The sequence below is a fragment of the Streptomyces sp. Qhu_M48 genome, from assembly GCF_051305195.1.
Taxonomy (GTDB): Bacteria; Actinomycetota; Actinomycetes; order Streptomycetales; family Streptomycetaceae; genus Streptomyces.
The window spans coordinates 7561884-7588523 of record NZ_CP195432.1; the positions used below are offsets into that span (position 1 = coordinate 7561884).

The 26640-nt window shown below is 71.7% G+C and carries 29 protein-coding genes and 1 pseudogene; 13 read left to right on the forward strand and 17 right to left on the reverse strand.

Features of this window, described 5'->3' with window-relative positions; all coding sequences use genetic code 11:
• Nucleotides 1-4 precede the first annotated feature (4 nt).
• The 5 genes from ACRRSS_RS34055 to ACRRSS_RS34075 all read right to left on the reverse strand — a co-directional run bounded on the left by ACRRSS_RS34055 (nucleotide 5) and on the right by ACRRSS_RS34075 (nucleotide 3963).
• Nucleotides 5-442 carry a Fur family transcriptional regulator gene (locus tag ACRRSS_RS34055; RefSeq protein WP_435974845.1) on the reverse strand — a complete coding sequence of 146 codons (438 nt, stop codon included), beginning with the start codon at nucleotides 440-442 and terminating at the stop codon, nucleotides 5-7.
• Nucleotides 443-482: 40 nt separating this feature from the next.
• On the reverse strand, nucleotides 483-1055 hold the full coding sequence (locus ACRRSS_RS34060; protein WP_435974846.1) for an FABP family protein: 573 nt from the start codon (nucleotides 1053-1055) through the stop codon (nucleotides 483-485).
• Between the two features lie 228 nt (nucleotides 1056-1283).
• A complete protein-coding gene (locus ACRRSS_RS34065) occupies nucleotides 1284-2201 on the reverse strand; it encodes a hypothetical protein (protein ID WP_435974847.1) in 918 nt (305 codons plus the stop codon).
• Nucleotides 2198-3223, reverse strand: coding sequence for a hypothetical protein (locus tag ACRRSS_RS34070; RefSeq protein WP_435974848.1), 1026 nt, complete (start codon nucleotides 3221-3223; stop codon nucleotides 2198-2200). The genes ACRRSS_RS34065 and ACRRSS_RS34070 overlap by 4 nt, the downstream gene beginning before the upstream one ends.
• A complete protein-coding gene (locus ACRRSS_RS34075; protein ID WP_435974849.1) occupies nucleotides 3220-3963 on the reverse strand; it encodes a hypothetical protein in 744 nt (247 codons plus the stop codon). The genes ACRRSS_RS34070 and ACRRSS_RS34075 overlap by 4 nt, the downstream gene beginning before the upstream one ends.
• Before the next feature lie 211 nt (nucleotides 3964-4174).
• Here ACRRSS_RS34075 and ACRRSS_RS34080 point away from each other — a divergent pair, with 211 nt between their 5' ends.
• Nucleotides 4175-4540: a DsrE family protein gene (locus ACRRSS_RS34080; RefSeq protein ID WP_351903437.1), complete on the forward strand. Its 366-nt coding sequence runs from the start codon at nucleotides 4175-4177 to the stop codon at nucleotides 4538-4540.
• A 47-nt stretch (nucleotides 4541-4587) separates the two neighbouring features.
• On the opposite strand, the pseudogene ACRRSS_RS34085 reads toward ACRRSS_RS34080, so the two are convergent.
• The 10 genes and pseudogenes from ACRRSS_RS34085 to ACRRSS_RS34130 all read right to left on the reverse strand — a co-directional run.
• A pseudogene (locus tag ACRRSS_RS34085) lies at nucleotides 4588-4873 on the reverse strand (IS5/IS1182 family transposase); the annotation flags it as partial.
• Between the two features lie 84 nt (nucleotides 4874-4957).
• Nucleotides 4958-5341 carry a hypothetical protein gene (locus tag ACRRSS_RS34090; protein WP_435974850.1) on the reverse strand — a complete coding sequence of 128 codons (384 nt, stop codon included), beginning with the start codon at nucleotides 5339-5341 and terminating at the stop codon, nucleotides 4958-4960.
• A 78-nt stretch (nucleotides 5342-5419) separates the two neighbouring features.
• On the reverse strand, nucleotides 5420-5683 hold the full coding sequence (locus ACRRSS_RS34095; protein ID WP_435974851.1) for a DUF3099 domain-containing protein: 264 nt from the start codon (nucleotides 5681-5683) through the stop codon (nucleotides 5420-5422).
• Between the two features lie 98 nt (nucleotides 5684-5781).
• Nucleotides 5782-6069 (reverse strand): DUF1416 domain-containing protein, encoded by a 288-nt coding sequence (locus ACRRSS_RS34100; protein ID WP_319311238.1) that lies wholly within the window; start codon nucleotides 6067-6069, stop codon nucleotides 5782-5784.
• Between the two features lie 52 nt (nucleotides 6070-6121).
• Nucleotides 6122-6967, reverse strand: a complete 846-nt coding sequence (locus tag ACRRSS_RS34105; RefSeq protein ID WP_435974852.1) for a sulfurtransferase — start codon at nucleotides 6965-6967, stop codon at nucleotides 6122-6124.
• A gap of 173 nt (nucleotides 6968-7140) precedes the next feature.
• Nucleotides 7141-7221, reverse strand: a complete 81-nt coding sequence (locus tag ACRRSS_RS34110) for an Ms5788A family Cys-rich leader peptide (RefSeq protein ID WP_351229977.1) — start codon at nucleotides 7219-7221, stop codon at nucleotides 7141-7143.
• Between the two features lie 183 nt (nucleotides 7222-7404).
• Nucleotides 7405-8091 (reverse strand): LmeA family phospholipid-binding protein, encoded by a 687-nt coding sequence (locus tag ACRRSS_RS34115; RefSeq protein ID WP_435974853.1) that lies wholly within the window; start codon nucleotides 8089-8091, stop codon nucleotides 7405-7407.
• A 161-nt stretch (nucleotides 8092-8252) separates the two neighbouring features.
• Nucleotides 8253-9602 carry a hypothetical protein gene (locus ACRRSS_RS34120; RefSeq protein WP_435974854.1) on the reverse strand — a complete coding sequence of 450 codons (1350 nt, stop codon included), beginning with the start codon at nucleotides 9600-9602 and terminating at the stop codon, nucleotides 8253-8255.
• Nucleotides 9603-9612: 10 nt separating this feature from the next.
• The gene (locus tag ACRRSS_RS34125; RefSeq protein ID WP_351903455.1) at nucleotides 9613-9867 is read right to left on the reverse strand and encodes a MoaD/ThiS family protein; all 255 of its coding nucleotides are present in this window, start codon (nucleotides 9865-9867) and stop codon (nucleotides 9613-9615) included.
• Between the two features lie 45 nt (nucleotides 9868-9912).
• Nucleotides 9913-10722: an alpha/beta hydrolase gene (locus ACRRSS_RS34130; RefSeq protein WP_435974855.1), complete on the reverse strand. Its 810-nt coding sequence runs from the start codon at nucleotides 10720-10722 to the stop codon at nucleotides 9913-9915.
• Nucleotides 10723-10977: 255 nt separating this feature from the next.
• Between ACRRSS_RS34130 and ACRRSS_RS34135 the strand changes: the two genes are divergently transcribed.
• The 5 genes from ACRRSS_RS34135 (at nucleotide 10978) to ACRRSS_RS34155 (ending at nucleotide 16328) form a co-directional block, all read left to right on the forward strand.
• Nucleotides 10978-11805, forward strand: coding sequence for a response regulator transcription factor (locus tag ACRRSS_RS34135; protein WP_435974856.1), 828 nt, complete (start codon nucleotides 10978-10980; stop codon nucleotides 11803-11805).
• 24 nt (nucleotides 11806-11829) lie between these two features.
• Nucleotides 11830-12858, forward strand: a complete 1029-nt coding sequence (locus ACRRSS_RS34140) for a LacI family DNA-binding transcriptional regulator (protein ID WP_351903464.1) — start codon at nucleotides 11830-11832, stop codon at nucleotides 12856-12858.
• A gap of 124 nt (nucleotides 12859-12982) precedes the next feature.
• Nucleotides 12983-14122: a S1C family serine protease gene (locus ACRRSS_RS34145; protein WP_435974857.1), complete on the forward strand. Its 1140-nt coding sequence runs from the start codon at nucleotides 12983-12985 to the stop codon at nucleotides 14120-14122.
• A 32-nt stretch (nucleotides 14123-14154) separates the two neighbouring features.
• Nucleotides 14155-14883, forward strand: coding sequence for a response regulator transcription factor (locus ACRRSS_RS34150; RefSeq protein ID WP_351903470.1), 729 nt, complete (start codon nucleotides 14155-14157; stop codon nucleotides 14881-14883).
• Nucleotides 14880-16328 (forward strand): sensor histidine kinase, encoded by a 1449-nt coding sequence (locus tag ACRRSS_RS34155; protein ID WP_435974858.1) that lies wholly within the window; start codon nucleotides 14880-14882, stop codon nucleotides 16326-16328. The genes ACRRSS_RS34150 and ACRRSS_RS34155 overlap by 4 nt, the downstream gene beginning before the upstream one ends.
• On the opposite strand, the gene ACRRSS_RS34160 is transcribed toward ACRRSS_RS34155, so the two are convergent.
• Both ACRRSS_RS34160 and ACRRSS_RS34165 read right to left on the reverse strand, forming a co-directional pair.
• Complete coding sequence (locus ACRRSS_RS34160; RefSeq protein ID WP_435974859.1) at nucleotides 16293-17150, reverse strand: phosphatidylinositol-specific phospholipase C; 858 nt, start codon at nucleotides 17148-17150, stop codon at nucleotides 16293-16295. The two genes, ACRRSS_RS34155 and ACRRSS_RS34160, sit on opposite strands and share 36 nt — an antisense overlap.
• 126 nt (nucleotides 17151-17276) lie before the next feature.
• Nucleotides 17277-19082: a bifunctional metallophosphatase/5'-nucleotidase gene (locus tag ACRRSS_RS34165; protein ID WP_435974860.1), complete on the reverse strand. Its 1806-nt coding sequence runs from the start codon at nucleotides 19080-19082 to the stop codon at nucleotides 17277-17279.
• 162 nt (nucleotides 19083-19244) lie between these two features.
• Here ACRRSS_RS34165 and mshD point away from each other — a divergent pair, with 162 nt between their 5' ends.
• The 7 genes from mshD (at nucleotide 19245) to ACRRSS_RS34200 (ending at nucleotide 26352) form a co-directional block, all read left to right on the forward strand.
• Entirely contained in the window at nucleotides 19245-20171 is a 927-nt protein-coding gene (mshD, locus tag ACRRSS_RS34170; RefSeq protein ID WP_435974861.1) for a mycothiol synthase, read from the forward strand.
• Nucleotides 20172-20260: 89 nt separating this feature from the next.
• The gene (locus ACRRSS_RS34175; protein WP_250761656.1) at nucleotides 20261-20647 is read left to right on the forward strand and encodes a GntR family transcriptional regulator; all 387 of its coding nucleotides are present in this window, start codon (nucleotides 20261-20263) and stop codon (nucleotides 20645-20647) included.
• Nucleotides 20644-21486: an ABC transporter ATP-binding protein gene (locus tag ACRRSS_RS34180; RefSeq protein ID WP_435974862.1), complete on the forward strand. Its 843-nt coding sequence runs from the start codon at nucleotides 20644-20646 to the stop codon at nucleotides 21484-21486. The genes ACRRSS_RS34175 and ACRRSS_RS34180 overlap by 4 nt, the downstream gene beginning before the upstream one ends.
• A complete protein-coding gene (locus ACRRSS_RS34185; protein ID WP_435974863.1) occupies nucleotides 21483-22466 on the forward strand; it encodes an ABC transporter permease in 984 nt (327 codons plus the stop codon). Before ACRRSS_RS34180 ends, ACRRSS_RS34185 begins: the two co-directional genes overlap by 4 nt.
• Before the next feature lie 223 nt (nucleotides 22467-22689).
• Entirely contained in the window at nucleotides 22690-24957 is a 2268-nt protein-coding gene (locus ACRRSS_RS34190; protein ID WP_435974864.1) for an RNA degradosome polyphosphate kinase, read from the forward strand.
• Nucleotides 24944-25936, forward strand: coding sequence for a CHAD domain-containing protein (locus tag ACRRSS_RS34195; protein WP_435974865.1), 993 nt, complete (start codon nucleotides 24944-24946; stop codon nucleotides 25934-25936). The genes ACRRSS_RS34190 and ACRRSS_RS34195 overlap by 14 nt, the downstream gene beginning before the upstream one ends.
• A complete protein-coding gene (locus ACRRSS_RS34200) occupies nucleotides 25933-26352 on the forward strand; it encodes an NUDIX hydrolase (protein ID WP_435974866.1) in 420 nt (139 codons plus the stop codon). The genes ACRRSS_RS34195 and ACRRSS_RS34200 overlap by 4 nt, the downstream gene beginning before the upstream one ends.
• Nucleotides 26353-26640 lie beyond the last annotated feature (288 nt).

Consider the following 26640-nt stretch of genomic DNA (forward strand, 5'->3'; position numbering starts at 1 on the left):
AAGCCTACGACTCGGAGTCCAGGGCCTTCCGGGTGCAGTCCCCGCACCGGCCGAAGATGGCGAAGTGCTTCATGTCCGTCTCGAAGCCGAAGGCCTCACGGAGCTTCCCGGTGAACTCGGCGGCCACCTCGACGTCCGCCTCGATCACCTCGGAGCAGTCCCGGCAGACCAGGTGCAGATGGTGGTGCCGGTCGGCGAGGTGGTACGTCGGAGCCCCGTGCCCCAGATGGGCGTGGCTCACCAGGCCGAGCTCCTCCAGGAGCTCCAGGGTCCGGTAGACGGTGGAGATGTTCACCCCGGACGCGGTCCTGCGGACCTCGACGAGGATGTCGTCGGGCGTCGCGTGCTCCAGCGCGTCGACGGCCTCCAGGACGAGCTGACGCTGCGGCGTCAGCCGGTAACCGCGCTGCCGCAGGTCGCTTTTCCAGTCGGTGCTCACCACGCCCTCCAGTGTAGGAGGGCGCGGCGCGCGGCCCCAGGTCCTAGCGGAAGAAGGCGATGCCGTCGTCCGGCATGTCGGGCAGGTTGCGGGCCATCTCCGCGACCTCCTCCGGCGTCACGACCTTCTTCAGGTGCGCCGACATGTACGGCCGCAGCGGGACCTCGGGGGTCGCCTTCTCGCCCACCCACATGAGGTCGCTCTTGACGTAGCCGTACAGGCGCTTGCCACCGGAGTACGGGCCCGAGGCCGCGGTGCGGGCGACGGCGTCCGTCGCCAGGTCGATCTGCGGCTTCTGGTCGGCGAGCTCGCCGTACCAGATCTCGACGATGCCCTGGTCACGGACCATGACGACCTCGACCTTGCGGTCCTTGTCGATGCGCCAGTAGCCGCTCTCGCTCTCCAGCGGACGGACCTTGTTGCCCTCGGCGTCGAGGACCCACGAGTGGGACGTGTACTCGAGGAAGTCCCGGCCGTCGTGGCTGAACGTCACGGACTGGCCGAAGTTGCACTTCTCGGCACCGGGGAAGTCGGAGACACCCGCGCCCTCCCACGTACCGAGCAGGAACGCGAGGGGGACGAGGTCCGGATTGAGGTCGGACGGGATCTCGATCATGAGCAGCTCTGGCGTTCTCTAGAAGTGGTTAGCGCTGGCCCTGGTACAGCTTCTTCACGACCAGTCCGGTGAAGGCGAGCACGCCCACGGCGACCAGGACCAGCAGCGTTTCGAAGAAAATGATCACAGGGTGCTCCTCGACTGAGCGGTGAAGGCGTAACGGGCCGGACCCCAGCTTAGTGGGCGGGGGTCCGGCCCACTCGGTGAGGTGGGTCTCGCGCGCTGCGGTCAGCCGAGCAGCTGCGCCTGGAGGGCGACGGTCTGCTGGAAGGGCACGGCCAGAGCCTCACCCTTGCGGGTCTGGGCGACGAGCGCGAGCGTGTCGCCTGCCGTGATGTAGGCCCACCGGGTCTCCTCCGGGCCGTACGGCTTCTTCTCCCCGTACGCGTACGCCGTCACGTCCGGCACCTGGATGTCACCCGAGACACCTTCGAGGATCTCGCCCTCGGCGACTCCCGCGGGCAGCGCCTCGTCCGCCTCGCCGGGCTTGAGGACGTCCCTCATGAACTGGTCGGCGTAGGCGACGGAGGAGAACTTCAGCAGGGTGACGCGGGACGTCGTGCCGTCCGGCATCGTCCAGGCGCGGCCCGTGATGTGGTGGAGAGCCGTGTCGGCGAGGGCCTGCTCCAGCCGCGCGCGATGCTCCTTCCCGTACCTCGCGAGGTAGGCCTCGTCCGTGACCCAGGCACCGTTCGCCTTCGGGTCGACGGTGGCGCCCGCCGGGGCGGGCAGCAGCAGCCGCCGCACGTCGGCGTGGTGGATCTCGGCCTCGTTGCCCGAGGTGAAGGGCCGCGGCCGGTCCGCCGGGAGGGCGGGCAGCCGGAGCTTCGGGTACTCCCAGCGGCCGTCGCTCTCGGTCGCGAGACCGGGCACGTCGGTGCGGTCGAGTGCGGTGATGCCCATCGCCGTACCGGCGCCCACGCCGCCGCACACGGCGACGGCGGCCGTCCAGCGGGCGACGGCCCACAGGACGCGGCGGGTCCGGCCGGGGGCGGGAGCCTCGTGCGCCCGTGCGGGAGCCTCGTGCGCTCGGACGGACGCGGGAGACTCCCCGACGGGATTCCCCCGGACGGGCGCGGACGGCTCCCCGGTGGGATTCTCCTGGACGGACGCGGGCGTCGCCGTCTCGGTCAGCTGCTCGGTCATACGTACTCCCCAGGGGACTCGATGTGGCGGAGCTGCTTCTCCACGAGGTCCGCCACGGCCTTCTTGTGGAGTTCGCCGGCTCCGGCCGAGTTGACGGAGACCAGGACCTCGCCGTCGTACGCCGAGCAGGTCATGCCCCTCAGCCGGTCCTCCCACTGCGCCATGTCCTGGGGGTCCTGCGGCTTCTCGGGGTCGGGCAGCACGAAGCAGGCGGCGTTCCTCGCGTGGTGCTTGATCTTCGGCCCCTCGGGCAGTTCGAAGAACCCGGCCATGTCCTTCTGCATCTCGAAGAGCTTCCGGACCGACTTCTTGTCCTTCATGCGCAGGACGAGGACCTCGACCTGGAGGAGGTTGTCCTCCGAGGCGTACGAGCGCATCGCCATGCCCTTGATCCCGAGCTTGTCGATGTCCTTCTCGTACGCGCGGCGCTTCTTGCCGTAGAGGTCCTTGTTCGTCCGCTTGAGGACGGCGATGGCCTCCTCGGCCGACACCTCGTGGTCGTTGCCCTCCCCCTCGACGTCCGCACCGAGGACGTATCCGTCCGGGACGGGCAGGAGGAGCTTGCTCAGAGGTGTGGAGGCGCGGCCCTTGACGACCCCGGCGGCCGGGTCCGCCGGGGTCGCGGCCGCGGTGGGCTCCGCCCAGGCCACGGTGGGAGCCGTGCGGTCGGCACCGTCGACCACGACGGCGGTGTACGCGACACCGCCGCCGACGGCTCCGAGCACCAGCACGCCGGTGAGGGCGTTCGCGAGGAGCCGGCGCCCGCGGCCCACGGTCTTCTCGGTGGTCACGGCGGTCCCGGTGGTATCGGCGGTCTCGGCGGTCTCGGCGGTCTCGGCGGTCTCGGCGGTCTCGGCGGTCTCGGCGGTCATGGTGGTCATGGTGGTCACGGTGTTCCCGGTGTTCCCGGTGGTCACGGCCTTCTCGGGGCTCTCGGCCGGCTCGATCTGCTCGATCTGCTCGGCCGGCTCGATCTGCTCGGTCTGCTCGGTCTGCTCGGTCTGCTCGGTCTGCTCGGTCACAGGCGCTCCAGCTGTCGCTCGGCCAGAGAACGGATCTCCTTCTCGGCGATCTTCCGTTGGTCTGACACGAGGATCTCGATCGCGATGTCCCCGCGCTGGATGAACGCCCGGGCCTGGTAGTAGTCCAGGAACCCCGCCCTGCGCTTCACCGGGTAGACGAAGTACCGGCCGTTGCCCGAGCCCTTCACCTCCACTCCCTCGGAGCCGTCCCCGAGCTTGCGCGTCGCGATGACCTGCTGGCCCTCCACGTACTCCTGGGCGCCGATCAGCGAGCCGGGACGGTACTGAAGGAGGTTGATCGTGACGGCCTTGAGCTCGCCCGTTCGCCATGTACGCGTCGCGATGCGCCGGATGCCCGATCCGAGCTGTTCCTCCAACGCTCCGCCGGGCCCGGTGAAGTCGCTGACGTAGTCCGGCAGCGACTGCCATCCGTCCACGCCCTCGGCTCGCGCGCCCTTCGGGCGCGGCAGGAGCAGCTTCCGCAGGTCGCCCTCCGCCTTCACCCGGCGGTCCTCCGCCGCCGGGAGCGGCGCGGGCTCCGCCCCCTTCGGGAGCGGCTTCGGGTACGCGAGACCCGGCTGGTTCAACGCGGGCAGCGGGGTCGGTTCGCGTTCGGCCTGGATGCCGTATCCGGTGGCGGTACCGCCGACGAGGCCGATGACGGCGGCGAGGGCGATCAGTCCGACGGTACGGAGGACACGGCGGCGCGGCCGGACGGCGGGCGGTGTGTCCGGGGACACACCGGGTGTCGCGACGTGTACGGCTCCCGCAGGGACGGTCTCCGTCCCGGTCTCCGGCTCCGGTGGTGATACCGAATCCGCATTTTGGATAGTTTCTTCGACGCTCAAAAGTCCCCCCACGAGACCTGAAGCGCGGATTCCGTTACCCGCGCACCCAGCTGACACGCGAGGGGCGCATGAGGTTGCAGTGCCGCGCATTACAGTTCGGCATATGGCGAAGAAGCTCGTGCTCAAGGTGACCGCGGGGGCCGACGCCCCCGAACGCTGCTCCCAGGCCTTCACGGTGGCCGCCGTCGCCGCCGCCAGCGGCGTCGAGGTCTCGCTCTGGCTGACCGGCGAGTCCTCGTGGTTCGCCCTCCCGGGCCGCGCCGCGGAGTTCGAGCTCCCGCACGCGGCGCCGCTGCCGGACCTGATCGACTCGATCCTGGCGGCCGGCGGCCGCATCACGGTCTGCACCCAGTGCGCGGCCCGCCGCGAGATCGAGGAGAAGGACCTCCTGGAGGGCTTCCGCATCGCCGGAGCCCAGCTCTTCGTCCAGGAGGCGATGGCCGACGAGACCCAGGCCCTCGTCTACTGACCGCCCCCTCGCCAAGCGACGGACCTAGGGCCTGTCCGAAATCGTGATCACTGGAGGCTGCGTATCCAGATCACGGCTCCGCGTAGGTGGAGGCCAGCGAGGTAGCTCGCGGGTGTCCTGTCGAAAGCGGGTCGCGATGCCGCGCCACGCCTTCAGCTTGTTGATCAGGCGATCCACTGCGTTGCGGCCTTTGTAGAGGTCGGCGTCGTGGGCGACGGGCCGTCCGCCCCGGCGGCCCTCCTTCTTGCGGTTGGCGGCCTGGTCGGCCTTCTCCGGGATCACGGCTTTGATGTTCCGTTTGCGCAGGTAGGCGCGGTTGGCGCGGGAGGAGCCCACGCGCCATACCAAGCTTCCACCCGTCGCTGAACGATCACGGGAAGGGGCATCTCACACCTTGATCACGACTTCAGAAAAGCCCTAGGCGCAGATGCGCTTGAAGGCACTCGCACCGGGCCGGGCTCGGAACGTCACCTCGTGCCCGGCATCGTCGGTGAAGACGGCCTCCGTCTCGGACGTCAAGGTCATCGTGCCGCGCTGGGTCGGGTTGTCCCACCCCTCGGGAGGGCTTCCCGAGCCGTTGGAGAGCGGGGTCTCCGCCTCGAAGTACGTCGAGCCGATACGGGCCTCGTCGATACCGCAGTGCGTGTAGAGGTCGAAGGGGATGGTCCGGACCGACGGTGTCGTACCGACGGGCGGTGTCGTACGGACGGCCACCGCGCCCTCGTCGGCCTTCGCACAGCCCGTGAGCACCCCGGCGACGAGCGCGAGGGCGCAGAAGATCTGTCCAGCTCTCTCAGCCATGGCCGTTCGACGTCCGGGCCGGGTCGGCGGTTCCGCACCGCTCACCGAGAACCGGGGTCACGGTCCGAGGCCGGCGCGCTAAGGGCCCCGGCGCTTCCTGCCGTCGAGTTCGTCCCACCACTCGTCCGACTTCGGGTCCCCCGACGGGTCGTCCCACCAGCGGTCCTCGGGGCCCCGGCGGTTCGCGACCATCGCGGCGACCGGGGGGATGACCATGGCGACCACGCACATGCCGATGGCCACCGGCATCGAGAAGAGCCGCACGACGGCCCAGGCGCCCACGAACAGCAGCAGGCAGGCGCCCATCATCCAGAAGTAGACGTGGCGACGTCGTGCGTACACGCCTTCAAGGATACGACCGAAGGGCCGTGCCTCTAGTCCTGGAAATGGCGTCCAACCCCCCAGGAGGCACGGCCCTTCGGCCGGTTCTGTGTCGCGGGTCAGACCGCGATGGCGACCTCGGCGAGGCCACCGTGCTGCGCCACGACCTGACGGTCGGCGGTGCCGCCCGGAACCAGGGCGCGAACGGTCCACGTGCCCTCGGCCGCGTAGAAACGGAACTGTCCGGTGGCGGAGGTCGGGACCTCGGCCGTGAACTCGCCGGTCGAGTCCAGGAGGCGGACGTAACCGGTGACGGGCTCGCCGTCCTTGGTCACGAAGCCCTGGATGGTGGTCTCACCGGGCTTGATCGTCGAGGCGTCGGGGCCGCCGGGCTGCGCTCCACACATGGTGTTCTGTCCTTACGGTCGAGGGGTCCGGAGGAGGGGAGGATCCGGGGAGTTACTTGTTGGCGCCGAGCTCGATCGGCACGCCGACGAGGGAGCCGTACTCGGTCCACGAGCCGTCGTAGTTCTTGACGTTCGGGACGTTGAGCAGCTCGTGCAGGACGAACCACGTGAGCGCGGAGCGCTCACCGATGCGGCAGTAGGCGATGGTGTCCTTCGCCAGGTCGACCTGCTCGTCCTCGTAGAGGGCCTTGAGCTCGTCGTCCGACTTGAAGGTGCCGTCGTCGTTGGCGTTCTTCGACCACGGGATGTTGCGGGCGCTCGGCACGTGGCCGGGGCGCTGCGACTGCTCCTGCGGGAGGTGCGCCGGGGCGAGCAGCTTGCCGGAGAACTCGTCGGGCGAGCGGACGTCGACCAGGTTCTGGGCGCCGATCGCGGAGACGACGTCGTCACGGAAGGCGCGGATCGAGGCGTCCTGGGCCTTGGCCTTGTACTCGGTGGCCGGGCGGTTCGGGACCTGGGAGCCGTCGACCAGGTCGCGGGAGTCGAGCTCCCACTTCTTGCGGCCGCCGTCGAGGAGCTTCACGTCCTGGTGGCCGTAGAGCTTGAAGTACCAGTAGGCGTAGGAGGCGAACCAGTTGTTGTTGCCGCCGTAGAGGACGACCGTGGTGTCGTTCGCGATGCCCTTGGCCGAGAGGAGCTTCTCGAAGCCCTCCTGGTCGATGAAGTCGCGGCGGACCGGGTCCTGGAGGTCCTGGGTCCAGTCGATCCGGATGGCGTTGCGGATGTGGTTCTTCTCGTAGGCCGAGGTGTCCTCGTCGACCTCGACGAGGGCGACCTGCGGGTTGTCGAGGTTGGCCTCGACCCAGTCCGCGTCGACCAGGACGTCGCTGCGAGCCATGTTGTTCTCCTCCGGGGCAGTGTGCGGCGGTGTGGTGCGGGTGTGGTGCGGTACGCCTCGTCGCGTGCGAGTCGCGGGCAAGCGGAGCGTGCGTCAGTGACGTGCGTACGGCTACACGGGCGGCCCCGACCTCGGTCGGAGGGCCTGAGGAATACGGGAGTGGTGAGTCCCGCTCAGACGGGGCGACAGAGCATGGCGGCGACGCGGCACAGGTCTACTGCCCGCCGCTTCGTGAGATCCGCCTGTCGCTTCATGCCCACGATCGTAGGGACGGACAGGCGGCCGTGTCACCGGCGTGTCGCATTTTGAGACGCGATCGTCCGAGATGCGAGACGAGATCACGGCGGAGGTCGGCCCGGGACGCCTCCGCACCGAGGCCTCGGGCTCTGTTTCTGCGGATCGGACAGACGCGTCTCAACATGTGACCAACGAGTACGTCAGCCCGCCAGGACGACGTCCTTGCCGCTCACGGAGACGGCCAGGCCGTCCGGTCGCGGCTCGATCCTCTCCACCTTCATCCCCGCTATGGCGCCGATCGGCCGCTCGAAGTCGGTACGCGCGCGGACCAGGTCCTCGACGCCGGGGATGCCCTCGCCGGGCACCTTGTCGGCGCGGACCCGGATGGTGTCGCCGTTCACCAGGGTGACCGTCGAGAGGACCGTACGGGTCAGGCTGCGGCCCATGATCCGCACGCTGCCGGTCACCTTCACCTTGCCGTCGCCGCCGTAGGCGACGGTGGCCTCCCGGTCGGAGGCGGCCGTGAGGTCCGCGTACGAGATGAGGGCGGTCCCGCTCGCGGAGCCGGCCTTCGCGCCCGACCAGTCCCCGGTCACGGTCACGTCCCGCAGCGCCACGGTCAGCTCGCCGACCCGTATGCGCCGGTCGCCCGCCGTCGCCGTGATCCCGGTCGCCTTCACGTCGACCTCGTCGAACCGCCGGTCCGCGACCTGGGTGAGGAAGGGGAAGCCCTTGATCTCCACGTCCAGGGAATCGGTGCCGGCGGAGGAGAGCTTCACCCGGCCCGCCGCCTCCGACTCGGCCCACGACACGGCCAGCCGGTCGATCCCCACGAGGACCCCGCCCAGCACGACGGCCACGATCAACAGAATCCGCAGTGCTCGCATGGGCTGCACGTCCCCCGAATCGACATGAATATGTTTCGGCCCCCCGACACGAAGATCGACGTGTCGGGGGGCCGCTTGGTTCCCGTGCCCTGCCCGGATCAGGGTCCCGTCAGGGACGCACCAGGGCCGGACCAGGGGTGGGACCGGGGCCGTGCGAGGGCTCAGGCCAGGGCCCTGCCCAGCAGGTAGACGGCGGGCGCGGCGGCCGTCAGCGGCAGTGCGACGCCGGCCGTCATGTGCACGAAGCGGGACGGGTAGTCGTAGCTGGCGACCCGCAGCCCGACGAGCGCGCAGACCCCGGCGCCGAGGCCGAGCAGCGCCCCGGAGGCCCCCAGGTCGGTGAGTCCGCCGGCCGCGATCCCCGCGCCCGCCGCGGCGAGCAGCGCGGCGACGAGCGAGACGGGGCCGGGCAGCGGGAGCGCGCGGGCGAGGACGGTGGCGGCGACCGCGATGCCGCCGACGACCACCGCGTCGGAGGCGGCGCCGAGGTGTCCGGTGGCGATGACGGTGAGGGCCGCCGAGGTGACGGTGGCCGTCAGGCCGTACATGCGCTCGTCCGGGTCGGCGTGGCTGCGGAGCTGGAGGACGAGGCAGAGCAGCACCCAGGCGCCGAGCGTGCCCAGGATCGCGGCGGCCGCGTGCTCGCGGCCGGTGGCGAGCAGGGCGGCGTCGGCGGCGAGGCCGCCCGCGAAGGCGAGGGCGATGCCCTGCCGGGCGGGCCACATGCCGTTGAGCCGGAACCAGCCGGCGGCGGTGAGGCCCTGGAGCAGGACGAGCGGGACGAGGAGCCCGTACGTGCCGAGGGCGGCGCCCCCGGCGAGCAGCAGTCCGAGGACGGCGGTCAGGGCGGCGGGCTGCATCCCGGGCTCGATGACGGGCGAGCGGCCTTCGGCGCGGGCGCGCTGGGCGTCGGTGATACGCGTGTTCCCCGAGGTGGTGGGCGAGGAGTAGGAGGGGCCTGCCGGTACCGGCGGGACGGTGCCCCGGGGCACGGCCGCCGCCGGAACCTGGCCCGGGTCGGCGACCGGGGCCGGCTCGGCGACCGGGGCCGGCTCGTCGCCGTACGCGGCGGGGGTCCCGTACGGCTCGTGCGCCGGGTACGGGGTCCGCGCCGGCGCGTACGGCTGCTGCTCGTACGACTGCTGGCCGTAAGGCTGCTGCTCGTACGACTGCCGACCGTACGACTGCTCCGGGTACGGCTGCTGTGCGTACGGCTGCTGCTGGTACGCCTCCGGCGCCCCGTAGGACACCGCCGGGGGCTGGTACGGGGCCTGGTGCTGGGGCTGGTGCTGCTCCTGGAGCGGCGCCGACGCGGCCTGTGCGGCCCGGTCCCGGTCGGCCTGGAGCTGCTCGTACGAGACGGCCGGCTGGTACGTGGTGTCCCAGGTCTGGCCCTCCCACGTCTGCGTGACGTCGGGGCCCGGCTGTCCCTGCCCCTGTCCCCGGCCCTGTCCCTGGCCGTTCGCGTACGGGTCGTACTGCTGACCGCCGTGGTGCTGGTCGTTGCTCATGCTCTGGGGTTCACCCTCCTGCGAACGGGGGGAGCACCTCGACCGTGCCGCCCTCGGCAAGCCGTACCGTCTCATGGCTCCGGGTCCCGACGGGGTTCCCGTCGACCAGGAAGGAGCACCGCTGGAGGACCCGGACGAGCTCGCCCGGGTGCTCCGCGCGGACCGCGTCGAGCGCCTCCGCGAGGTGCTCGGCGGTGTACGGCTCCTCCGCGACACCGGCCGCGGCCTTGGCCGCGGCCCAGTAGCGGATGGTTCCCGCTGCCATAGCGACGCTCCCTTCGTTCGTGTGCGCGCCGCCCTCCATGATGGGCTACGCCCGCGTCAGCCAGTCCCCGAGCCGGGCGAGCAGCCCCTCGTCCGCCGCGTTCTCGGCGTGGCCCATCCCCCGCTCCAGCCAGAGTTCCGCGTCGCCCGCCCCGGCCAGCATGCGCGGGTGGTCGAGCGGGAAGTACGCGTCGCGGTCGCCGTGCACGATCAGCAGGGGGGTCGGCGCGATCAGCGGCACCGCCGCCACGGGAGAGAGGGGCACGGGGTCCCAGGCGCGCCGGTCGATCCGGGTGCGGAACCCGTACCGCCCGACCAGGCGGCCCGTCGGGCGGGTGACCACCCAGTGGAGGCGGCGCATCGGAGCCGTACCCCGGTAGTACCAGCGGGCGGGCGCGGAGACGGCGGCGACCGCGTCGGCGCGGCCCTCCGGGCCCCGGTCCAGGGCAGCGTGGCGCAGGACGACGGACCCGCCCATGGAGAAGCCGACCGTCGCCACGCGCGCGTGGCCGAGCTCACGGGCCCAGCGGACGGCGGTGGACAGGTCGAGGACCTCCCGGTCGCCGACGGTGGAGCGGCCGCCGGATCCCCCGTGGCCGCGGAAGGAGAAGGTGACGACGGCGGCGGCGCCGCGCTCCGCGAAGACCCGGGCGGCGCGCCGGACGGCGGGCCGGTCGGCCGACCCGGTGAACCCGTGGGCGACGACCACCGCCGTATCGGTGACACTTGCCCGGGAGGGTGCGTAGACCGCCTCGATCCGGACATCGTCATCCGTACGCAACATTGCACGGCGGGATCCGGAAGTGATCAGGGAGACATCCGCCATATGAAATCGACCCTCTCCCTCTGAACTCATGTGGGCTATTGTGCTGGGAAGAGGATCCGGGCGACGCAGCCCCCGGGTCCTTTTGCGTTTTCCGACCGTTGTTACGGACGGATGAACAAAAGCTCTCAGGGCGCGAGAGCCGGCAGTGATCTGTACGAAGCAGTGCACGTCCTCGCAGGGACCGAGGAGGAACCGCGTGATGAGCGAGCGAACGAAGCACGACCGGCCGACGGCACGGGTGACACCCCTGCCCGACCGCAGCCGAGGGCTCGGGGGTGGGGCGCGATGAGTTCACTGTTGCTCCTGACCAACGCCCTCCAGCCTTCCACCGAGGTGCTTCCGGCACTCGGTCTGCTGCTGCACAACGTCCGGGTCGCCCCGGCCGAGGGCCCCGCCCTCGTGGACACCCCCGGCGCGGACGTGATCCTCGTCGACGGGCGGCGCGACCTTCCTCAGGTGCGTTCGCTCTGCCAGCTGCTCCGCTCCACGGGGCCCGGCTGTCCGCTGATCCTCGTCGTCACCGAGGGCGGTCTCGCGGCCGTCACCGCCGACTGGGGCATCGACGACGTCCTCCTCGACACGGCGGGACCCGCCGAGGTCGAGGCGCGGCTGCGGCTCGCGATGGGCCGCCAGCAGATCGTCGCGGACGACTCCCCCATGGAGATCCGCAACGGCGACCTGTCGGTCGACGAGGCGACGTACAGCGCGAAGCTCAAGGGCCGGGTCCTCGACCTGACCTTCAAGGAGTTCGAGCTCCTCAAGTACCTGGCCCAGCACCCGGGCCGGGTCTTCACGCGCGCGCAGCTCCTCCAGGAGGTCTGGGGGTACGACTACTTCGGCGGCACCCGGACGGTCGACGTCCACGTGCGGCGGCTGCGGGCCAAGCTGGGCCCCGAGCACGAGTCGCTCATCGGGACCGTCCGCAACGTCGGCTACCGCTTCGTCACCCCGGAGAAGGTCGAGCGGGCGGCCGAGGAGGCGCGGGCCAAGGAGGAGGCGCGGGCCAAGGCGGGGGCCCCCTCCGGCGCCGGCGTCAAGGACGCCACGGGCGATGTCACCCCGCTGGAGGACAGGAACGTGTCGGATGCCACAGTGCGGCCTGCCGGTAGGTAGGTCACCCCGCGTAGACTGCCGCGCGTGGCCAAGGTGACGCGGGATGACGTAGCTCGACTGGCAGGTACCTCGACCGCGGTCGTGAGCTACGTCATCAACAACGGACCCCGGCCGGTCGCCCCGGCCACGCGCGAGCGTGTCCTCGCCGCGATCAAGGAGCTGGGCTACCGCCCCGACCGGGTCGCCCAGGCCATGGCGTCCCGGCGCACGGACCTCATAGGCATGATCGTCCCGGACGCGCGGCAGCCGTTCTTCGCGGAGATGGCGCACGCGGTCGAGCAGGCCGCCGCCGAGCGCGGGAAGATGGTCCTCGTCGGCAACTCCGACTACCGCGACGAGCGCGAGGTGCACTACCTGCGGGCCTTCCTCGGCATGCGGGTCTCCGGACTGATCCTGGTCAGCCAGGGCATGAGCGAGCGGGCCGCGAGCGAGATCGAGGCCTGGGACGCGCGCGTGGTCCTGCTGCACGAGCGGCCCGAGGCGCTCGACGACGTCGCCGTCGTGACCGACGACGTCGGCGGCGCCCAGCTCGCCACCCGGCACCTCCTGGAGCACGGCCACGCGTACGTGGCGTGCATGGGCGGCATCCCGAACACCCCGGCCGTCGGCGACCCGGTCGCCGACCACGAGGAGGGCTGGCGCCGGGCCATGCTGGAGGCGGGTCGCTCGATCGAGGGCCGGCTCTTCCAGGCCCCGTACAACCGCTACGACGCCTACCAGGTGGCCCTCAAGCTGCTGGCCGGCCCGGACAGGCCGCCGGCCATCTTCTGCTCCACCGACGACCAGGCCTTCGGTGTCCTGCGGGCGGCGCGCGAGCTGCGCATCGAGGTGCCCACGGAGTTGGCGGTCGCGGGCTTCGACGACGTGAAGGAGGCGGCGCTCACCGATCCGCCGCTGACCACGATCTCCTCGGACCGGCCGGCGATGGCGCGGGCGGCGGTGGATCTGGTCCTGGACGACTCGCTCCGGGTGGCGGGCTCGCGCCGCGAGCGGGTGAAGCTCTTCCCGTCGGCCCTGGTCGTCCGCCGCTCCTGCGGTTGCGACGGCGGCTGAGCGCGGCGCCGCATCCGGGAGCCCTCCCTTCGGGAGGGTTCTTTATTTCGGGCATACAGGGTTCTGTCGGGCTTCTCAGCCGGTCCTCAGACGGCTCTCATGTACGGCTCCGAGAGTCATAGCCATGACGGACTTCCAGGATCAGCAGCCGCAGCAGCCCCCTTATCCGCCGCAGCCGCCGAGGCCGCCCTACGCCCCGGCTCCGCGGCCGGACGCCCCGGCGGGCGAGGGCCGGACGGCCACCCAGCCGATCGTCACCGAGCCCGGCACCACGATCTGGCCCTCCGGCGGGCACGTACCGCCGCCGGCTCCGCCCGTCCCGCCCGTCACCACCGCTCCCGCCGAGGGCCACGGCCCGGGCCCCCGTCGCCGTGCCAGGCGCGGCGTCGGCCTCATGGCGGCCGTGGCCATCGCCGCCGCGGCGATCGGCGGCGGCACCGCGACCCTGGTCCAGCAGCTCGGCTCCGACACCCCCGTCGCCGCCTCCTCGCAGGTGAGCGGGGTCAACGTGGCCGCGAGCAGCAAGGGCACGGTCGCCGGCGTCGCCGAGGCCGTCTCCCCCTCCATCGTCGAGATCTCCGCGAGCTCGAACGCCGGCAAGTCCACCGGCTCCGGCGTGATCATCACCTCCGGCGGTGAGATCGTCACCAACAACCACGTGATCTCCGGCGCGTCCGAGATCACCGTGCGCCTCAGCGACGGCAGGACGTACCCGGCCGAGGTCGTCGGCACGGACCCCGACAAGGACCTGGCCCTCATCAAGCTGAAGGGCGCCTCCGGCCTCAAGGCGGCCACGCTCGGCGACTCCTCGAAGGTGCGGGTCGGCGACCAGGTCGTGGCGATCGGCTCCCCCGAGGGCCTGACCGGGACCGTGACCAGCGGCATCGTCTCCGCCCTCGACCGGGACGTGACCGTCGCCAAGGACGAGGACAGCGGCAACGGCAACGGCAACGGGCAGCAGGACCGGCAGTACGACCCGCGCCAGGGCTGGCCGTTCGAGTTCGGCGGACAGCGGTTCAACGGCGACACCGGCTCGTCCAAGACCACGTACAAGGCGATCCAGACGGACGCCTCGCTCAATCCGGGGAATTCCGGCGGCGCGTTGATCGATATGAACGGCGAGATCATCGGAATCAATTCGGCCATGTACGCGCCGAGCGCCTCGAACGGTTCCACCGCCGGGAGCGTCGGTCTCGGATTCGCCATCCCCGTCGACACCCTGAAGGCCGACCTGGACAGCCTGCGCGCGGGCGGCGACAACTGACCGGCGACCGGGCCGCGTGCGACGCTGAGCCCATGACGGGACAGCAGAACGAAGCCGAGCGCATCCTCATCGTCGACGACGAACCCGCCGTGCGGGAGGCCCTGCGCCGCAGCCTCGCCTTCGAGGGGTACGGGACGCAGGACGCCGTCGACGGCCTGGACGCGCTCGCCCGGATGGAGCCGTACGCCCCCGATCTCGTCGTCCTCGACGTCCAGATGCCCCGCATGGACGGGCTGACGGCGGCCCGCCGCATCAGGGCCTCGGGGTCCACCGTGCCGATCCTCATGCTCACCGCCCGCGACACGGTCGGCGACCGGGTCACCGGGCTGGACGCCGGCGCGGACGACTACCTCGTGAAGCCCTTCGAACTGGACGAGCTCTTCGCCCGGATCAGGGCGCTGCTCCGGCGCAGCTCGTACGCCCGGGCCACGGCCGCCGCCCCCGCCGAGACCGACGTGCTCGCCTTCGAGGACCTGCGAATGGACCTGGCCACCCGCGAGGTGACCCGGGGCGGGCGGACGGTGGAGCTGACGCGGACCGAGTTCACGCTCCTGGAGATGTTCCTGGCGCACCCCCGGCAGGTGCTGACCCGGGAGCAGATCCTCAAGGCCGTGTGGGGCTTCGACTTCGAACCGAGCTCGAACTCGCTGGACGTGTACGTGATGTACCTGCGGCGCAAGACGGAGGCGGGCGGCGAGCCGCGCCTCGTGCACACGGTGCGGGGCGTGGGATACGCGCTGCGCGGAGGAGGCGGGGAGTGACGGTTCCCCTCAAGGGCCGCCGGGGTCCGAGAAATCCCCTGGCCTGGTTCCGGTCCCGGCCGCTGCGCTCACGACTCGCGCTGCTCACGGCGGTCGCGGTGGCGCTGGCCGTGGCGGCGGTGTCGCTCGCCTGCTGGTTCGTCACCCGGGCCCAGCTGGAGGCCGAGATGGACGCCTCGCTGCGCGGCACCCGGCTCGACGCGAACGGGGTGCAGAGCCTGCTCGCGCTGTGCCGGCAGGGCACCACACCGCCGCCGGTGGCGGGCTCGTACACGGTGCAGGTGATCCTCGGCAACGGCAGCGTGTGCACCTCGGGGAAGGCCGCGATCCCGGCCGGGCCCGGTGACCTCGCGGTGGCGCGGGGGCAGCTGGAGCACACCCTGCACACGGTGAAGGACGACGCCGGGCGGGAGATGCGGGTCTACACCTACCCGCAGGAGGGCCCGATCGCGCTCGCGGTCTCCGTCGCCCGGCCGCTCGCCGAGATCGACAACTCGATGTCCACGCTGCGCTGGGTGCTGCTCCTGGTCTCCGGGATCGGTGTCGTCGGCGCGGGCGCGGCCGGCCTGTGGGTGGCGCGGACCGGTCTGGAGCCGGTGAACCGGCTGACCGGGGCGGTCGAGCACGTGGCCGCGACCGAGGACCTGACGGTGCGGATCCCGGTGGAGGGCGAGGACGAGATCGCCCGCCTCTCGCGTTCGTTCAACGCGATGACGGCGGCGCTCGCCACCTCCCGGGACCGGCAGTCGCAGCTGATCGCGGACGCCGGTCACGAACTCCGTACGCCGCTGACCTCGCTCCGTACGAACGTCGAGCTGCTCGCGCGGAGCGAGGAGACCGGCCGGGCGATCCCGCCAGAGGACCGGCGGGCCCTGATGGCCTCGGTGAAGGCGCAGATGACGGAGCTGGCGGCGCTGATCGGCGACCTCCAGGAGCTGGCGCGGCCGGACGCGGTGCAGCAGGGGCCCCTGGAAGTGGTCCCGCTCCACACGATCCTGCGGGCCGCTCTGGACCGGGCGCGGCTGCGCGGCCCCGAGCTGACCTTCGTGACCGATCTGGCGCCCTGGTACGTGCGGGCGGAACCGGCCGCCCTGGAGCGGGCGCTGATGAACGTCCTGGACAACGCGGTGAAGTTCTCGCCGCCCCGGGGCACGGTCGAGGTGACGCTGATGCGGGGCGAGCTGACCGTCCGCGACCAGGGGCCGGGCATCGCCCCGGACGAGCTCCCGCACGTCTTCGACCGGTTCTGGCGCTCCCCGTCGGCCCGCAGCCTCCCGGGCTCGGGTCTCGGCCTGTCGATCGTGGCCCGTACGGTCCATCACGCGGGCGGCACGATCGCCCTGACCCCGGCGGAGGGGGGCGGCACGGTGGCGACGCTCCGTCTGCCGGGGGCGCCGACCCCGCCGCCGTCAGTTGTGGCGGATGAGGGACTCGACGAGGCCTGAGCGGGTGTTCGGGTAGTCCAGGACGGTGATGCCGAGGCCCTTCCAGGTGTTCGCCGTGCCGTCCAGGAAGCCGTGGACGCGGGGGTTGAGGTTGTCGGAGTTCCACCGTGGCGGCAGGGACGCGGACGTGCTGACGAAGTTGATGTACAGCTTGCCGGGCTGCTCGACGGCCTTGCGGTAGTGGGCCTCGATCTTGGGGTACTTGGCGTTCGGCAGGGCGTTCCAGTCGTCCTGGAGCGCGATGGCCGCGCCGTCCCACCACTTGAGGCCGGGGAGGCCGCCGTTGTCGGCGACGAGGACGACCTTGCCGCGGGCCTCGCCCAGGGAGGGGACGGTGTCGCCGATGCGGAACAGCGGGCGCCAGCCCCGGTTGTCGAGGTAGTCGGTGAAGACGGCGCCGAAGGTGGCGTCGGAGTCCGAGGAGTACTCCTGCTTGACCCTCATCAGGACGGTCTCGGAGGGGTGGGCGGCCAGGAAGTCGCGGCAGGCGACGAGGACGTCGCCGAACATCATGTTCTGGTAGGAGGCGCCGTGGTGGATGGCGAAGGAGCCGCCGGTGACCCGGCACCGTACGTCGAGGAATCTGATTCCGGCGGTCAGCTGCTGCGCGATCGTGGTGTTCTGGCACTCGGACCAGGGGCCGCCGAAGCGGGCGCCGGAGTCGTGGGTGCCCGGGATGGTGAGCCGCGCGAGCGGGGTCCCGTCCGGGTGCGCCCCCATCCACGCGCGTGTGTCCACGGCCGTGGCCCGCGCCCCGGGCGCCCCGGCGAGCAGTACGGCCCCGGCCCCGAGGGCCCCGGCGAGAAAGCGTCGTCGCTCCATGGACCGGATGATGACAGGTGCGCGTCAATCTTCGCCAGGGTGCGGAAGCCATGACGAACGGGGGCCGTCCTCCGCCGGACCGGCGGAGGACGGCCCCCGTCTTCGGGGCTCGGAGACCTCAGAGGACTACCGGACGACCTTGATGCGGTCGGTCGCCGGGGCCCGGAGCGGCTCGGCGGCCGACGAGTTGGCCGTCAGGTAGGCGATGAAGATGTCGAGGTCCGAGGCGCCGACGAGCTTGTTCGTACCGGTGGCCAGGACCGGGAACCCGTCGCCGCCACCCGTGAGGAACTCGTTCATCGCGACCCGGTAGCTCTTCGACGGGTCGATGGGCTCGCCGTTCAGCCGCACCGAGTCGACCACGATCCGGTCGGCGCCCGCCTTCGTCATGTCCAGGGTGTAGGTGAGGTTCCTCGACACCTGGAGGATCTTCGGGGCCGCCAGGTTGGCGCCACTGACCTGCTGCTGGAGCGCGGTGAGGAGCTGGGCACCGGTCAGGTCGACCACCGTCATCATGTTGGTGAACGGCTGGACGGTGTACGCCTGACCGTAGGTCACCACGCTGTCCGCGCCCTTGGTCAGCGGCGCGCGAATGCCGCCCGGGTTCATCAGGGCGAGCTGGGCGCCGCCCTTGTCGGCCGGGGCCAGGCCCGCCAGCTGCGCGTCGGCGATCAGATTGCCGAGCGGCTTCTCGACCGCGTCGAGGGGGTTCTCGATGCTCTCGGCGATGTGGCCGACGGGACGGTTCGCGATCGGGGCGGCCAGCGCGTTCCAGCGCTTGATCAGCTTGCTGATGTCCCCGGCCGGCTTCACGTCACGGGTGACGACGTGGTTGGCGGAGGAGACGGCGGTGCGGACGATGTCCTTCGTACGACGGTCGTAGGTGAGCGTCGTGTCGGTGTAGAGCCGGCCGAAGGAGGCCGCCGACGTGACCGTGCGCGGCTTGCCCGACGGGTCCGGGATCGAGCACGCGTACGCCTGGTGCGTGTGGCCGGTGACCAGGGCGTCGACCTGCGGGGTGACGTTCTTGGCGATGTCCACGATCGGGCCGGAGATGCCGGCGCCGGCGCCCGGGGTGTCGCAGTCGTAGTTGTACGCGCCCGAGGCGGGCAGGCCGCCCTCGTGGAGCAGCGCGACGATCGACTTGACGCCCTTGCGCTCCAGCACCTTGGCGTACTTGTTGATCGTCTCGACCTCGTCGCCGAACTTCAGGCCCTTGATGCCCTCGGCGGAGACGATGTTCGCCGTGCCCTCCAGGGTCACGCCGATGAAGCCGATCCTGACCCCGTCACGCTCCCAGATGAAGTACGGGTCGAGCAGCGGCTTGCCGCTCTTCTCGTCCGTCACGTTGGCCGTGAGGTAAGGGAACTTCGCTCCCTTGAAGCGCTTGCCCTCCTCGAAGCAGCCCTCGGTCGGGTGACAGCCGCCGTTCTGGATGCGGCTCAGCTCGCGGGCGCCCTCGTCGAACTCGTGGTTGCCGACCGAGCTCACGTCGAGCTTCAGCCTGTTCAGCGTCTCGATCGTCGGCTCGTCGTGGAACAGCCCGGAGAGCAGCGGCGAGGCGCCGATCATGTCGCCCGCGGCGGCCGTGATGGAGTACCGGTGGCCCTCACGGGCCTGCCGCAGATGCGTGGTGAGGTACTCGGCGCCGCCGACGTTCTGGACGAGCTCGGTCGTGCCGTCCTCCTTGAGGCGCGTGAGCCGGCCCGAGGATCCGGTCGGCGGCTCCAGGTTGCCGTGGAGGTCGTTGAAGGACAGGAGCTGCACGTCGACCATGCGACCCCAGCCCTGACCGTTCGAGCCGTGCCGGGCCTGCGCGTCCTGCGAGGCGCCCGCGGGCAGCGCGGCGACGAGTGCGCCGACGGTGGCGAGCCCCGCGCCGACGGCGAGAATCCGCACGGCTGTCCTCTTCTTCTTCGGTGTCGCTGCCATCGCTCCCCTTGTCCCCGCGCCCGTTCCGGTGCGCCTCTCGACTGCTGACGTGCCAGCGAAGCCTAGAGTCAACGCGCGTAGCGCAACAGGGGGTAGCGGGTTACGAGACAGTTGCCGTCGCCTTTCCCCGGGGCGGCCGTGCGTCACCGTAGGCTCGGGTCCATGACTTCCGACGCGGCGCCGGCCCTCGAACCCGGACGGCAGATCCACACGTATGACGAGCTCACGCCCGAGCAGATCCAGGACGTACTGGATCTCCTCGATGCCGCGGACCGCTCCGACGGCGTGCACGCGGTCTCCGAGCAGGGACGGCTGTACCTCCGGAACGGCCGCCGCGAGGGCGTGCGGCACTTCCTCCTCACCGTCGGCCCCCACCTCTACGGCTACGCGCAGCTGGAGGAGACCGACCCCATCGAGGCCCCGGCCGCCGAGCTGGTCGTGCACCCCGGCCACCGCGGCCGCGGCCACGGGCGGGCGCTCGGCACCACCCTGCTCACCACCTCCGGCAAGCGGCTGCGCGTCTGGGCGCACGGCGGCAGGTCCGCCGCCCGGCATCTCGCCCAGGTCCTCGGACTGACGCTCTTCCGCGAACTGCGCCAGCTCCGCAGGCCCCTGACGCCCCTGGACATCCCGGAGCCGGTGTTCCCCGAGGGCGTCACCGTCCGCACCTTCGTCCCGGGTCAGGACGACACGGCCTGGCTCGCGGTCAACGCCGCCGCCTTCGCCCACCACCCGGAGCAGGGCTCGCTCACCCAGCGGGACCTGGACGACCGGCTCGCCGAGACGTGGTTCGACCCGAAGGGCTTCTTCCTCGCGGAGAAGGACGGGAAGCTGATCGGCTTCCACTGGACGAAGACGCACGCCGAGGACCAGCTCGGCGAGGTGTACGTGGTCGGCATCCTGCCCGACGCCCAGGGCGGCGGCCTCGGCAAGGCGCTCACCGCGACCGGCCTGCGGCACCTGGCGGCGCAGGGCCTGCCGACGGCGATGCTGTACGTGGACGCCGACAACACGGCCGCGGTGACGGTGTACGAGCGCCTCGGCTTCGTCACGCACGAGGTGGACCTGATGTACCGCACCGAGTCGTAAGTCCCGCGAACAGGGGGGCGGTTGACACCGCCCCCTTCTTTGCACCACCCTTTCACTACTTGATTAGTGAAAGGGTGGTGGAAGGGATCGTGGTCGAGTACCGCATCGACCGGCGCAGTGGCGTCGCCACCTACCTCCAGATCGTCCAGCAGACGAAACAGGCCCTCCGGATGGGCCTCCTGGAACCCGGCGACCGACTGCCCACCGCACGCGAGGTCGTCGAAGCGACGGCCATCAACCCCAACACGGTCCTCAAGGCCTACCGCGAACTCGAACGCGAAGGCCTCGTCGAGGCCCGCCGGGGCCTCGGCACCTTCGTCCGCGCCACGCTCGGCACCGGCCCCGCCGACTCGCCCCTGCGCGGCGAACTCGCCGACTGGGCCCGCCGGGCCCGCGCCGCCGGACTGGACCGCGAGGACGTGGCCGCGCTCTTCACATCCGTACTGAAGGAACACTTCGAGGGGGACGACGCATGACACGGGACGGCATCGCACTGGAAGCCGACCTCCTGGGCAAGAAATACGGAGGAAGGCGCCGCGGCTGGGCCCTGCGGGAGTGCGACTTCGCCCTCCCGGCGGGCCGCGTCTGCGCCCTCGTCGGCCCCAACGGCGCCGGCAAGTCCACCCTCCTCGCCCTCGCCGCCGGACTGCTGCGCCCCACCGAGGGCACGATCCGGGCCCCCGCCCGCGAACACCTCGCGTACGTCGCCCAGGACAAGCCGCTCCACCCCCGGCTCACCGTCGCCGACACCCTGCGCCTGGGCCGCGAACTCAACCCGGGCCGCTGGGACGAGGCCGCCGCCCGGCGGGTGATCGCCGACGAACTCGACCCGCACTCCCTCGTCCGCGACCTCTCCGGCGGACAGCGCACCCGCGTCGCCCTCGCGCTCGCCCTCGGCAAGCGGGCCGAACTGCTCCTCCTCGACGAGCCGATGGCCGACCTCGACCCGCTCGCCCGGCACCAGCTCATGGGCCTGCTCATGGCCGACGCCGCCGAACACGGCACCACCGTCGTCATCTCCTCCCACATCCTCACCGAGCTGGAGGGCGCCTGCGACCACCTCCTGCTGCTCCACGGCGGCCGGGTCCGCCTCGCCGGCCCCGTCGACGAACTCCTCGCCGCGCACACCCTGCTCACCGGCCCCGTCGCCGACCTCGCCCCGCACACGGTCGTCGAGTCCCGCACGACGGGCCGTCAGCTCACCGCCCTGATCCGCCACCAGGGCAGGGTCGAAGGCCCCTGGGAGACCAGCGAACCCTCCCTGGAAGACCTCCTCCTCGCCCACCTCCGCACCCCCGAAGGAACCCCGGCATGAGCACGCTCGCCCCGAAGGGCATCTCCTGGGTGACGCTCCGCCAGTACCGGCGGACCCTGTGGCTCGTGGGCGCGGGGGTGATCGTGGCCCTGGCGGTGATGGGGGGCCTGCGGATCTGGGACGCCCAGACGCCGGACGTGTACGTGGAGAACAGGTACCTGGTGGTGGCCGAGGACAACCGCGGCTACAGCACACTCGTCTGGGCCATGGAGTACGCCTCCATCGGCATGGTCGCCCTGCCCCTCCTGGTCGGCGCCTTCGTCGCGGGCCCGCTGATCGCCCGCGAGTTCGAGTCGGGGACGTACAAGCTCTCGCTCACCCAGTCGGTGAGCCCGACGGCCTGGCTCCGTGCCAAGCTCCTCACCACGACGGTCGCCGCCGTCGGGACGGTACTGGCCCTCACCGCCGTCTACCTGGTCGGCGAGCGCCGGGTTTCGGGGACCTCGCAGTTCAGCTGGGCGGACCGCGGGCCGTACGAGACCACCGGCACCGTCCTCGTCTCGTACGTCCTGCTCGCCGTCGCCGTCGGCGCCCTCCTCGGCCTGCTGATCCGCCGCACCCTCCTCGCCATGGCGGCCACGGGCCTGATCACGGGCGTGGCCCTGATCGTCCTGGGCGCGTACCGCTGGTCCTTCCTGCCGGTGAAGACGATCACCGGCCCGCTCGGCCCCACCCTCTGGGCCCCTGGCGACAGCCTGCGGATGGAATCGGGCCTGCTCACCTCCTCCGGCGCCCGCTTCGACGAGCTCGTCTGCTGGGAGGAGGCGGCGAGGACACCGGGCGCGCACTCCACCGAGGGCCTGTGGGGCAAGGTGGAGGCAGCGTGCCAGGCCCGGAACGGGGTCACCGCCCAGTACCTCGACTACCACCCCCAGGCCCACTTCTGGCCCACCCAGCTCATCGAGACCGGCATCGTCCTCGCCCTCGCCGCCCTCGCGGTCTACGCCGCCTTCCGCGTCCTGCGCGCCCGGCACCCGTAACCCTCCGCAGGACGTAACCCTCCGTAAGAAGGAAGGGGGCGGGCCCGCACACGGCCCCGCCCCCGATTCCCGGACGACATGTCGTCGTTACCGGCCATTCAGACGCGCTTGCGACGCTCACGCAATGAAGCGCTCCGTGTCCGCTCTCCCCAAGGGGAGACTTCCCTCCCCCGCGGCCCGCTCCGACGCGCCCGACCACCCCTTCGCGCGGAAGAATGGGGCCATGAGCCAGCAGCCCGCCGAGGTCCCGGTCCAGCCCTCCGCCACGCCGTCCACCACGGCGTCCGCTTCGTCGTCCGCCACGCCGTCCCTCGGCGCCATGCCCACCAGCCGCGCGCAGGTGGTGAGCGGGGCCGTCGTCACCGATCTCGACCCCGATCTGGACGCGGATCCGGACACGTACGAGGACGACGGCGCACTCGGCGACGAGCTGCCGCAGGGGCGTTTCCTCGACCGGGAGCGCAGCTGGCTCGCGTTCAACGAGCGCGTGCTCGAACTCGCCGAGGACCCGACCACACCCCTCCTCGAACGGGCGAACTTCCTCGCGATCTTCGCCTCGAACCTCGACGAGTTCTTCATGGTCCGGGTCGCCGGCCTCAAGCGCCGCATCGCCACCGGCGTCGCCACCCGTTCCGCCTCCGGCCTCCAGCCCCGCGAGGTCCTGGATCTGATCTGGACGCGGTCGCGCGAGCTCATGGCCCGGCACGCCGCCTGCTTCCAGCAGGACGTGGCCCCGGCCCTCGCCGACGAGGGCGTCCACCTGATCCGCTGGCCCGAGCTCACGGAGAAGGAGCAGGCGCGCCTCTTCACCCTGTTCCGGCAGCAGATCTTCCCGGTCCTCATCCCGCTGGCCGTGGACCCGGCGCACCCGTTCCCGTACATCTCGGGGCTCTCGCTCAACCTCGCCGTGGTCGTACGCAATCCGGTCAGCGGCCACCGCCACTTCGCGCGCGTGAAGGTGCCGCCGCTGCTCTCCCGCTTCCTTGAGGCCTCCCCGCAGCGGTACGTACCGCTGGAGGACGTGATCGCGGCGCATCTGGAGGAGCTCTTCCCCGGCATGGAGGTGCTGGCGCACCACATGTTCCGGGTGACCAGGAACGAGGACCTGGAGGTCGAGGAGGACGACACCGAGAACCTGCTCCAGGCCCTGGAGAAGGAGCTCATGCGGCGCCGCTTCGGACCGCCGGTGCGCCTGGAGGTCGAGGAGTCCATCGACCCGTACGTCCTGGACCTGCTGGTCCGCGAGCTGAAGGTCTCCGACGCCGAGGTCTATCCGCTGCCGGGGCCGCTGGACCTGACGGGGCTCTTCGGGATCTCCGGGCAGGACCGGCCCGAGCTGAAGTACCCCAAGTACGTGGCCGGCACCCACCGCGACCTCGCCGAGGTCGAGTCCGCGTCCGCGCCGGACATATTCGCCGCGCTGCGCGAGCGGGACGTGCTGCTCCACCACCCGTACGACTCGTTCTCGACGTCCGTACAGGCCTTCCTGGAGCAGGCGGCCGCCGACCCGGACGTCCTGGCGATCAAGCAGACGCTGTACCGGACCTCCGGCGACTCCCCGATAGTCGACGCCCTCATCGACGCCGCCGAGTCCGGCAAGCAGGTCCTGGTCCTCGTCGAGATCAAGGCCCGCTTCGACGAGCAGGCCAACATCAAGTGGGCGCGGAAGCTGGAGGAGGCCGGCTGCCACGTCGTGTACGGCCTCGTCGGCCTGAAGACCCACTGCAAGCTGTCGCTCGTCGTACGGCAGGAGGGCGAGCTGCTGCGCCGCTACTCCCACGTCGGCACCGGCAACTACCACCCGAAGACGGCCCGCCTCTACGAGGACCTGGGCCTGCTGACGGCCGACCCGCAGGTCGGCGCGGACCTCTCCGACCTGTTCAACCGGCTCTCCGGCTACTCCCGCCGCGAGACCTACCGGCGCCTGCTCACGGCCCCGAAGTCGCTGCGCGACGGACTGGTCTCCCGGATCACCAAGGAGATCGCCCACCACCACGCCGGACGGCCCGCGTACGTACGGATCAAGGTCAACTCGATGGTCGACGAGGCCATCATCGACGCCTGCTACCAGGCCTCACGGGCCGGCGTCCCGGTCGACATCTGGGTCCGCGGCATCTGCGCCGTGCGCCCCGGGGTCGCCGGCCTCTCGGAGAACATCCGGGTCCGTTCGATCCTCGGCCGCTTCCTGGAGCACTCCCGGGTCTTCGCCTTCGGCAACGGCGGCGAACCCGAGGTCTGGTTCGGCAGCGCCGACATGATGCACCGCAACCTGGACCGCCGGATCGAGGCCCTGGTACGGGTCTCCGACCCGGCGCACCGGGCCGCGCTCTCCCGGCTCCTGGAGACCGGGATGTCCGACACCACCTCCTCCTGGCACCTCGGCCCCGACGGGAACTGGACGCGGCACGCGACCGACCCCGACGGCCGCCCCCTACGGCACGTCCAGGAGATGCTCATCGACGCGCGGAGGCGCCGGCGTGCTCAACCCTGACCACTCGCAGGACGTCTCGGCGGGCGAGGTCCTGGCCCCCTACCTGCACGCCCGTGCCGCGGACTTCCTCCGCGGCCTCCGGCTGCACGGCGAGAGCGGCTCGGACACGGCCGGGGCGGAGGAGGCGGCCCGCACCCTGCGCGGCGCCGCCCGCCGCATCAGCGGGACGCTCCACACGTTCCGGCCGCTGCTCGACACGGCCTGGGCGGACCAGCTGCGCACCGAACTCGCCTGGCTCTCGGGCACCCTGGCCCTGGAGCACGCCTGCACCTCCCGGCTGGTCCGACTGGTGGACGCGCTGTCCCGCCTGTCGAACAGCCCGCACGGCGGCGGGCCCGTCCCCGCCGCACGGGGCGGCGACACGGCCGGGCTCACCGTCGGCGCGGCCCGGGCCGGCGCCCTCCTCGAACGCCAGCTGACCCTGGCCCGGACCCGCGCCCACTCGGCGGCCCTCCAGGCGCTGGGCTCGGCCCGGTTCCACGCGGTCGCCGACGCCGTCGCCCTCCTCGCCTCCGAGGTGCCCCTCGGCCCGGCCGGCGCCGCCCCGGCCGTGGAGGTCCTGGACGGCCCCGCCGAGGTCGCCGAACGGCGCCTCCTCGACGCGGTGGCCGGCCTCCCCCTCACCCGGGCGGCCCACCCGTACAACGCCGAGGCGCTCGCCCTCGCCACCGGCGAGAACCAGGACGCGCCCTGGCACCAGACCCGGCTCCTGCTCCGCCTCCACCGGTACGCCACCGAGGCCCTGCACACCGGCGGCGAACCCGACTCCGTCCTGTACGAGGCCGCCCGCGCCCTGGACCGGCACCGGGACGCCGCCGAGGCCGCGACGGCCGCCGCCACCGCCGCCCGCACCCCACGCATCGCCCCGGCGACCGCGTACGCCCTGGGTGTCCTCCACGCCGACCAGCGCCACGAGGTCGAGGCGTCCCGCTTCGCCTTCCAGCGCGCCTGGCGGAGAACGACGGCACCGGTCCCATGACCGGGGCGCGCCGGGATCCCGTCCGGGCCGCCGGCTGCGTCCTCTGGCGCCCGGCGCTTTCCGGCCATGGCATCGACATCGCGCTCGTCCACCGGCCGAAATACGACGACTGGTCGCATCCGAAGGGCAAGCGGAAGCGCTCCGAGTCCGCGGAGGCGTGCGCGCTGCGCGAGGTCATGGAGGAGACGGGGCAGAGCTGTGAGCTCGGTCCCCGTCTGCCGACGGTCCGCTACACGGTGGACGGGCGCCCCAAGGAGGTCGAGTACTGGGTGGGGCGCGCCCTCGGCGGCGCCTTCGTACCGAGCCGTGAGGTCGACCGGCTCCTCTGGCTGCCGCCCTCGGCCGCCCGCCGCCGCCTCACCCAGCCCCGCGACCGCGACCTCCTGGACGCGGCGGTCGCCACCTCCCCGCGCTGAGACACCGGGCGACCGGGCGACGAACACCCACACCGGTACGGGTACGGGTACGGGGGTACCCGCAGAGCACCGCACCGAGGCCGTTCGTCACTCACCGCGGTCACCCGTCCGGAGGCACCGCACCCGGGCTTCCGGCACGGTTCACTTCCCGTTCACTCTCTCCCGTCGGCGCCTTCACCTGATCTGCCTAATTTCGGCCTTACACGGTGCACAGAGCACAGCGATGCACCACCCACCGACACACGCCGCCGTAGAACGTTCAGGACACTCGGTCCGCGACAAGGCGGC